This window comes from Acinetobacter sp. (assembly GCF_045628685.1).
Classification (GTDB): domain Bacteria; phylum Pseudomonadota; class Gammaproteobacteria; order Pseudomonadales; family Moraxellaceae; genus Acinetobacter.
This window is the reverse complement of the sequence record NZ_JAZQPV010000123.1, coordinates 1-7,641: the sequence shown is the minus strand read 5'-3', so window position 1 is coordinate 7,641 and position 7,641 is coordinate 1. Positions and strand designations below refer to the sequence as shown.

At 48.9% G+C, this 7,641-nt stretch carries 12 protein-coding genes and 1 tRNA gene; 1 reads left to right on the top strand and 12 read right to left on the bottom strand.

Annotated elements, in window-relative coordinates:
* Positions 1-97: 97 nt before the first annotated feature.
* Positions 98-334 carry a hypothetical protein gene (locus ACKI4H_RS15615; protein ID WP_407307341.1) on the bottom strand — a complete coding sequence of 79 codons (237 nt, stop codon included), beginning with the start codon at positions 332-334 and terminating at the stop codon, positions 98-100.
* Positions 335-394: 60 nt separating this feature from the next.
* Here ACKI4H_RS15615 and ACKI4H_RS15610 point away from each other — a divergent pair, with 60 nt between their 5' ends.
* Positions 395-1,246 carry a hypothetical protein gene (locus ACKI4H_RS15610; RefSeq protein ID WP_407307339.1) on the top strand — a complete coding sequence of 284 codons (852 nt, stop codon included), beginning with the start codon at positions 395-397 and terminating at the stop codon, positions 1,244-1,246.
* Between the two features lie 386 nt (positions 1,247-1,632).
* Here ACKI4H_RS15610 and ACKI4H_RS15605 read toward each other — a convergent pair.
* From ACKI4H_RS15605 to ACKI4H_RS15555, 11 genes are all read right to left on the bottom strand, one after another.
* Positions 1,633-1,761, bottom strand: a tRNA-OTHER gene (locus tag ACKI4H_RS15605).
* A complete protein-coding gene (locus tag ACKI4H_RS15600; protein ID WP_407307337.1) occupies positions 1,762-1,980 on the bottom strand; it encodes a hypothetical protein in 219 nt (72 codons plus the stop codon).
* 8 nt (positions 1,981-1,988) lie between these two features.
* Entirely contained in the window at positions 1,989-2,210 is a 222-nt protein-coding gene (locus ACKI4H_RS15595; RefSeq protein ID WP_407307335.1) for a TraR/DksA C4-type zinc finger protein, read from the bottom strand.
* Positions 2,211-2,274: 64 nt separating this feature from the next.
* The gene (locus ACKI4H_RS15590) at positions 2,275-2,901 is read right to left on the bottom strand and encodes a hypothetical protein (protein ID WP_407307333.1); all 627 of its coding nucleotides are present in this window, start codon (positions 2,899-2,901) and stop codon (positions 2,275-2,277) included.
* Positions 2,902-3,061: 160 nt separating this feature from the next.
* On the bottom strand, positions 3,062-3,535 hold the full coding sequence (locus ACKI4H_RS15585; protein ID WP_407307331.1) for a hypothetical protein: 474 nt from the start codon (positions 3,533-3,535) through the stop codon (positions 3,062-3,064).
* A 101-nt stretch (positions 3,536-3,636) separates the two neighbouring features.
* Positions 3,637-4,146, bottom strand: coding sequence for a hypothetical protein (locus ACKI4H_RS15580; protein ID WP_407307329.1), 510 nt, complete (start codon positions 4,144-4,146; stop codon positions 3,637-3,639).
* Positions 4,147-4,184: 38 nt separating this feature from the next.
* Positions 4,185-4,736: a hypothetical protein gene (locus ACKI4H_RS15575; protein WP_407307327.1), complete on the bottom strand. Its 552-nt coding sequence runs from the start codon at positions 4,734-4,736 to the stop codon at positions 4,185-4,187.
* Positions 4,733-5,236, bottom strand: a complete 504-nt coding sequence (locus ACKI4H_RS15570) for a hypothetical protein (RefSeq protein ID WP_407307325.1) — start codon at positions 5,234-5,236, stop codon at positions 4,733-4,735. Before ACKI4H_RS15570 ends, ACKI4H_RS15575 begins: the two co-directional genes overlap by 4 nt.
* Positions 5,237-5,282: 46 nt before the next feature.
* On the bottom strand, positions 5,283-6,539 hold the full coding sequence (locus ACKI4H_RS15565) for an adenylosuccinate synthetase (RefSeq protein ID WP_407307323.1): 1,257 nt from the start codon (positions 6,537-6,539) through the stop codon (positions 5,283-5,285).
* Entirely contained in the window at positions 6,536-6,880 is a 345-nt protein-coding gene (locus ACKI4H_RS15560; protein ID WP_407307321.1) for a hypothetical protein, read from the bottom strand. Before ACKI4H_RS15560 ends, ACKI4H_RS15565 begins: the two co-directional genes overlap by 4 nt.
* Before the next feature lie 126 nt (positions 6,881-7,006).
* The coding region (locus tag ACKI4H_RS15555) for a hypothetical protein (RefSeq protein ID WP_407307319.1) at positions 7,007-7,641 on the bottom strand (635 nt) is incomplete at its 5' end.

Sequence of the window (7,641 nt, the reverse complement as noted above, 5' to 3'; positions counted from 1 at the left end):
GTGTTGAGTATTCATTTTTAAATTCCTTATTTGTAAGCTAATAGGGTGGGTGATTCTTATTTGCTAACTAATGCTGTATCCGTGCGCTGCGTTTAACTTACTCGAAAAAGTCACTCAGGCTTTGATACGTATCCTCGCGATCGATCGAACCACACGAGTAATAGGACCAGGAAAATTTGAGCTGTCCATCTTCGAGCTGAATGTTATCGAGGTTTGAGAGAGACCAGTTTTGACTTGGGTAGTCCTTGTGCGGCAGCTGGATTTTTGTCTTGTCGATCGACTCGATAAGTTCCTGGTACAATGAGGCAATTGCCTCAGCTTGGTTGAGGTTCATGCTGCTTCTCCTTGGATATAAATAATTTTCATGAGTCTTATCTTAACTGAGGGGGTTATAATGGAAATATTACTTCGCAAATGTCCTAAATGTAATGGTGAAATACATTATAAAACAAAAGCTGCTTTTAATAAAGCTAATTTATCAAATACAAATTGTCCAGCTTGTTCTCGAAAAATATCTAATTCCTTACGAAAAGGCCAACCGTCAAAATTAAAGGGCCAAACAATTAGTAAATCAAGCCGTAAGCCTAAAACAATTCCTATTACTTGTGGAACTTGTAACGAAATATCATTGTACGCTAAAATGAAAACAGTTACATTTTGTAAAAGATGTTCAGCCCGAAAGCACAGTAAATTAGTTGAATACAATAAGCAAAATGGTCATCCTCTAAAAGACACAACCTTTACTGAACATTGGATTAAAACTTTACCAGAACATGAAGCTAAACTAAAAATAACAAATTTTAAACAAAAAAGATCAGCAGCTTTTACGGGTATTAAAAATCCACAGTTTGGCAAACCACCGAAACAGACTCCTGTTGTCAGTCAAGGCTGTAATGGTTATTGGTTTGATCTTTATTTTCGTAGCTTTTATGAATTATCTTTTTTAGTTTGGTTTAAGCAGACTCATGGGTATCTTCCGCAAACTGCTGAAACTGCTGAATTTAAAATCCCACTCCCAACTGGTAAAAATTACTTTCCAGATTTTTACGACCCAAATACGCAAATAGTATATGAAATTAAACCATTTAGCAAATTAAATGATCCCGATAATATTTGTAAATTCAATGCTGCAAAAAATATTTTTGGTGAAAAATTTAAAGTTGTCACAGAAAAAGATTTCTCTTTAGTTTATAAAACTTACACCACACTCGAAAATTTACGTGTCAACAGGCACCCCAGATGTTAAGTTTTGGGTTGGCAAGCGCCATAGCTGAAGATGGGATAAAATATAACGCTGATCTTCAGTTAGAAGACACGCTATTGCGGTTAATTCATTATTGAAATACGGTTCATGGAACTCGGCCGTGGGAATGCCTGCGTCGTTCAGATTCTGGCGAAGCGTCTCGAGCTGCGATTTGTTCTTGATGGTGAGGTGAATGTACGACGGATGAAAATCTTCCGGTCGGCCATACGTGTAGGCATGTTCAACGGCTGCATGGCCGGCTTGAATTGCCTGTTGCGCGAGTGGGATGTCGCGGCGGCTGATGGAGTAGAGGTACGTCTTTTGCGGCTTGAGAATCTAAAGCTGGGTCATGATGCTTCCTTTCAGTGGTTGAACTACAAAATATATACTGGTCTCGAGGATTGGATTCGAACCAACGACGCTAACCACAGTCAACGCGACCAGCCGAGGCAGGTCATGCTACTTGGTTTCGGTATCACGTGGATCGCCACGCCGCTCTCCCGCTGAGCTACCTCGAGTTACGACTCATTTATCAGTGATCGAATTTCTTCGATCGACCAACCTGATACATCATAAATTCGAAGAATCAAGTTCGGCGAGACACCTGTAACCTGGGCTCGAACCTTGCTTAACATCGAATTTGTTACACCTAAACGCTTGGCCAGCATGTCATCCCGTGTAAGACCAAGCTTTTGATTGAGGCTGTCAATCAGCTTGTGCGGGCGGTTACTTGCCATTTCAATCCTTACCGACGTATAAAGAAACCGCCTTCAGCCTCAGCCTGGCATTGCACACACTTGGTGCATGACGGATATGCTTCACGTCGCGCGAGTGGGATTGGTTCATCACAGTCTTCACAAACTTTCTTGCCAGCACCCAACATCTGCGATGCCAGAATTGCGCGACGATCTTTCACCGTCTGTTCAATCTGTTCCTGAAAATCGTCCTGTGCTCCCCAACCCTTCATACAAACTCTCCAAACTTTGTTTCGATAAAGACATTATACAATAAACATCAAACTTTGTACAACTTTATCTTCCTCTTCTGAATCCCTTCACGAGGTATTCATCGAGTTGTTCTTTCTTGATCTTGACAGGTTTTACACCATCGGTTACCCAGCAGGTTCCAAACTGGCTGTTGCCTTCTCCAGTTTGATGTTCTGAACTCTTCTTTCCAATTTTGCTACGATGATTATCACCCAAGTGTTTGTTTTTGAAGGTGTCATACCGAATTTTACCTTCAGTATGTTTCTTCTTCATTTCAGCGCTTGCTCTCTGGCATCCTGCTTTTCTAAATTGAGGGTCACTTTTCCATTTTTCTTTTGTGGCCTTTACACCAGCAAGCGAACATTTTCTTTGATGTTCAACACTGCTAAATTTCCCACCGCCCTCACCACCATTTTTCAGGTTTAAGCAAAGTGGATTTGACAGCAGCTCTTCACAAACAATTTCTGTCTCTCGTGCGCATAGTGCTTCACGTGATGGCAAATATTCAAGAACTTCTCGCACAAAATTTTTCTTGCCGTATTTCTTTACTTCTGCTTTTACTCGTCTACCGCTTCCCAAGTATCCATCGTCGATGTTCTCAGTTGAGTGCATTCCAATGTAAAAGCGGCCATTGAGAATGTTGGTTGTTTTATAGATGATATGTTCCATCATCTATTTATATCAGGTGGTGATCCCTATGGGGCTCGAACCCATAACCTTGACGTTTTAGAGACGTACGCTCTACCAATTGAGCTAAGGGACCTTTTATCGATTCAGTGTTTACTGTTTCGATAGAGTTATTATACACTACTGGCCAAAAAAGTACACTATTTTATGCCTCTGGTGGTGGCCTTTTATCCTTAAGGTCCTTGCACACGAGGAACACCCACTGAGTGATGAAGCTTTTAGGGTCCTTGGGATCGTGTAGAACGCCGAGGTTCTTTCCTGTTGCGACGAGCGTGCCGTCAGCCGTGTATACATCTGAGGAGTCCACGTGCATCTCGCCGGTGTTGCATACTGTCGTCATGTGGTTGACGTAATAGGAGTCCTTCTCCTTCTTCCCACCAACATTGATCGGTTGATGGAAATTAATGCGGAAGTTAGAGGAGACCTCAAATCCCTGGTTCCGTGCAGCGACTTTTAAGGACGCTGGATCTAGACCAACTTCTATTTCAGGGGTGTCCATGATAATGTCCCAGGCCTTTGGGATTGGTTGAGCAGGTGTAAGGCGTTTTGGAGCAGCGAAGGCTAGAGTCGCAACGCTGGCGGCAATAAGCACATAAGGTAGAATTTTAGCGACGATCATCGTCTGTCCTGGTGGTGCGGTTATGTGCCTAAGTTAAAAGCCGCGCTTTGATGTAATGGAACTATTATACATCGGTGCCAAGTCGCACACCGAAATTATAATTAGGTCAGACCCTGGTAGAGGAAGTCATGAGCATCATCGGCATGGTCTTCCATCCAGTCGTCGATCTCCTTGGCGGAATATCCACGCTGATTCAACCACTCTTCAAGCTTGCCCAGGAGAAACTCTGCGCTATCTTCGGGAGAACCCTTGTCGCGTGCATCATCATGAAGCTCTTGGTCAATTGCATCATCAATGAAGCTTTGCAGCATGTCATTGACATCCTCGTCATCGGTTGGTAGAGGATCACGTGCTTCAGAAATAAACTGCTTAAAGGTCATCTTCAGGTTCTCAAACACGAAGCTCTCGTTGGTCTTCTTGCGGCCTTTTCTCTTACCATGAACGAGCTTGCCTCGTCTCTCTACGATTCCATTCACATACGCCCAATAGTGAGGACCCTTCTTTGGAAACTTCTTGAGTGCCTGCTCCTCAGCTTCTTTCCACCATTTTTCAATGTGTTCGGGCGACTTGCCGGTCTCTTTGGCGTACTTCTTTACAACTGCGTTTGGCATGATGGTGATCTATGATGGCGATCACCTATTTATGTGATTCAGTCCTTCAGCAGCCATAGATTATACACAACGCTGGTGAGAATGTCATGGAACTGGCGCTTCATCTGAAAGAGGTACTTCTCATGGAATCCCTCTCCGAGCGACTTCATACTTTGCTCGAACATTCCACGGAAGAAGGAACGCGAGATCGAGTAGGTTGAATCAGGGATGATGACGGTCACGACGCATTCTTCTGCATCATAGTCATCAAGCTTGAATAGAAGACGCACTTCCTGACCCGCCTTATAGCCGATAAAAAGTTGTGTGTGAAGCTCTGTAAAATCTATGGTCACCTGGTTTGGTGGGGGCGCGCCGCGCGCCCCCACATCTGGGCCATCGGCTGGGTGCATGACGCCAGGAGTGCGGTTCACGTAGAGGTCCTCGTCTTCCACTGCCGTAACCGAGATCGTGTCCATCGTGTTTACGAAACCGTCAGTAGGATTCTGAAACTTCACGATGGTGCATGACGTTTCATCGCCTACCTTCTTGCGGTCCAGCTTCGACAGCAGCGTCAAAAGGTTCCGACGGCTCAGGTATAATTTTTCGCTCATATTTTGTTCCAGACTTTTTTAAGAAAACTAGTGACGCTGCGAGGCTCCCGGGTGACGCCAGTGACATTGCGGTTTATACTGAAGTTGTCCTCATTAACCTCACCGCGGAGTTCACCACGGCAGCGCCTCACGTACAGGCGCTGCGCCCGGGACGAATTGTAGTTGAGCTCGTACATTGCGCTGCCGCGTAGCGTGCAGATGCGAAAAATTGCAGATGAGATGGAGGCAGCAGGGCCTCCATCAATTGCCATGGAATACAGCTGTGCAACCGTTTTGACATCTAGGTTCTCGTTGTCATCGCGTTTGACATTAGGTGAACAACCCTGTTGCGAAGCGAGCAGGTGAATGTAGAACATGTTCTTCGTGTTCTGTGACTCGAGGAAGTCCCGTAAATGGCCTAGGGCCTCAGCATCATCGTGTTGCTGAGCCCATTGGTCAGACTCAATGGCGCGAAGCAGTGCCGCCTGCACCGTGCTTATCGTGATCAGCTGTTTTGACATGGTTTTTCTGAAGGAAGGACCCAGCTGAGTGGGTCATACCCTTTAATTATACCACGTCCGTCAGCTCACGAACATCCTTCGCGGTAGGTCCATACGAGGCGCCGATGATCTCCATGTCAACCGCGTTTGCGATGAAGCTCAGCAGTTCTTCAGGCTTCAGCTCGACGATCTTGCCACGGCTCGAAACCACGTTCACGTACGAGCCGAGTTGGTCCATGCAGGTGACGATCATTTGCGGCTGATCCACCTCGACCCCGAAGGTCTGCGCGACCAGCTTGCCACGTGTGAAGTCCTCCTTGATGAAGGCCTTCAGAGACGCAAGGTCCAGCGGCGCATAGCGGATGGACCCTTGCCAGTCATTCTTGAGGTTCGTCGAGTCCGTCAGCTCCTTGTCAGTGATCCCCGCGCCCGAGTAAAGGAGGGGACCAGCGCCGTGACGGGTGCAGTAGGCCCGCGTCATATAGACTGGAGTTACGACTGTCTTCCCAAGTTCCGCAGCTGCGCGAACCGAGGAGGCGAGGCCGGTGACCGAGCGCGTGACGTGAGGGAACTCGCCCAGGTACTCGTCGAGCATCAGGCCTTGAGCACCCTCGATCACGACGGTGTCATCGTGGTTCATCTTGCGTTTCGGGTCGTTGAGCGACAGGTTCTGCATCGCCTTCATGCAGAGGTCAGAAGCGACGCTGCGCGAGGGGATACCGAACGTGCCGAAGATCACTTCTGCCTGGGCCTTGATGTCATCCGACGACTGGTCGAACATGTCACGGCGAATCCCGAGTTTCTCGAGTCGAGCTGGCACCCACTCCAGGCGGATGCGCTCCATCACCTCGATGGTCTCGGTGTAGTTGTGGAGCGTGTTGAAGTCGAGATAGAAACCGGCTTGGTGGCGGGTCACCGTCTCGTTGATGCCCATGCCACAGGAACCGTGGCGATTGACACCGCGCGAGAGCTCGGCCAGGGAGTTGATGGCCATGTCGTAGACGGTCGTCACACGGCAGTCACCATGCGCGTAGACTCGGGGCGTGTAGCCCATCCGTTCGAGCTCTTCACGTTCCTCGGCGAGGACTAGCGGGTTGAGCAAGAAGGCCGCGCTGAGGTAGGTATGTGCGCCGGCGAATGTGCCCGAGCTGATATGGCCGAACACGTAACGGTCCTCGCCGTCCACGACTGTATGGCCGGCCTGCGCGCCACCGTTGCCACGAGCGACGAAGGGCGCCTTGTATTTGCGAACGAAGAAGTCGGTCGCGAGACCCTTCCCTTCGTCGCCGTAGTTTGCTCCGATAACTGCGATTGCACGTGTCATGGCTGTCCTTTGTTAGTGAGGGTTTCGTAGTCACGCTTTGCGATGTAGCAGGTGCCGCCGCCCTGGGTTGGGGCTTCATCGTCGAGATACTCGATGCCAAATTTGATACCGAGGTACTCATACAATCGCAGCTCGAAGACGCCAGCTTCACCTTCTTCGATGAACTTTATCTTTTCGACCTTCGCCGGCTTGAGCGGCTTCGAGATGGCCTCGAGGCTGAGGCACACGTCGTTGTCCTTGTCGCTGCCACCGTAATCACTTGCAATAGCAGAAACGATTTCCTCGCCAATGAACTGCTTCGCGTGGGTCTTGATCGTTGCTTGTGCTTGATCAAAGTCCATTTTTGCGTCCTTTGTTGGTTGATGTAACTATTATACACTAACCTGAATTCTTTGTACACTCCTGATTGTGCTTACAAAAATAAAAATGGGACCGCGCGGTCCCATTCGTGTTTCAGCTTTCGTCGATTATTCGCCGAGAGCGCTGCTGAAGGCGTAGCGCAATGCGTCCGGCACCTTCGACTTGGAGATCACTTCGTAGATGTCATCGCCTTGCGCGATCGCGATCGTGGCGAGAACGACTTCGGTGAGGACCGAAGTGTCTTTGACGAAGATCGCATTCGCGCCGAGCATGTCGATCCAGCTTTCACGGGTACTGCGGCTTGCGCGGCCGCCGCGTTCGATGACGACGTGGAACACGTTGTACTTCGCTTGTGCGCCCTTCAGGCTCGTGGCCGGCGGGGTGTCTTCGTAATCGCCTGGGCCGAAGATTGTCGACAGGTCGCTCTTGCGAACCGTGGCAAATGGAGCCGGCTCGTCGCCGAAGGTGAAGAGGAAACCTTTACGGTTTTGCTTCTCGAACGACTCGAGGTAGGTGTAGTTCGCGGCGAAGTACCACGACAGGTCGTACGACTCGGAACCGTTGCCGCCGCCGTTGGCAACCAGCCACATCTGGCGCAGCTGCTCAACGATCTTCAGGTCTGGCTCGAAGTACGAAACCTGCAGGGCGCCGTGGCCTTGTGCGAAGACGTCGTCGATCGCGTGGAACATGACGTGCGGGTCGCTGACGATGCCGGTCTCGTGGATTTGGGTCATCAGCTTTG

Excerpts from the sequence above, each read along its gene's own strand:
- ACKI4H_RS15565 (WP_407307323.1), bottom strand. The coding sequence starts at position 6,539 with ATGACACGTGCAATCGCAGTTATCGGAGCAAACTACGGCGACGAAGGG.
- ACKI4H_RS15610 (WP_407307339.1), top strand. The coding sequence starts at position 395 with ATGGAAATATTACTTCGCAAATGTCCTAAATGTAATGGTGAAATACAT.
- ACKI4H_RS15590 (WP_407307333.1), bottom strand. The coding sequence starts at position 2,901 with ATGATGGAACATATCATCTATAAAACAACCAACATTCTCAATGGCCGC.
- ACKI4H_RS15585 (WP_407307331.1), bottom strand. The coding sequence starts at position 3,535 with ATGATCGTCGCTAAAATTCTACCTTATGTGCTTATTGCCGCCAGCGTT.
- ACKI4H_RS15600 (WP_407307337.1), bottom strand. The coding sequence starts at position 1,980 with ATGGCAAGTAACCGCCCGCACAAGCTGATTGACAGCCTCAATCAAAAG.
- ACKI4H_RS15580 (WP_407307329.1), bottom strand. The coding sequence starts at position 4,146 with ATGCCAAACGCAGTTGTAAAGAAGTACGCCAAAGAGACCGGCAAGTCG.
- ACKI4H_RS15570 (WP_407307325.1), bottom strand. The coding sequence starts at position 5,236 with ATGTCAAAACAGCTGATCACGATAAGCACGGTGCAGGCGGCACTGCTT.
- ACKI4H_RS15575 (WP_407307327.1), bottom strand. The coding sequence starts at position 4,736 with ATGAGCGAAAAATTATACCTGAGCCGTCGGAACCTTTTGACGCTGCTG.
- ACKI4H_RS15615 (WP_407307341.1), bottom strand. The coding sequence starts at position 334 with ATGAACCTCAACCAAGCTGAGGCAATTGCCTCATTGTACCAGGAACTT.
- ACKI4H_RS15595 (WP_407307335.1), bottom strand. The coding sequence starts at position 2,210 with ATGAAGGGTTGGGGAGCACAGGACGATTTTCAGGAACAGATTGAACAG.
- ACKI4H_RS15560 (WP_407307321.1), bottom strand. The coding sequence starts at position 6,880 with ATGGACTTTGATCAAGCACAAGCAACGATCAAGACCCACGCGAAGCAG.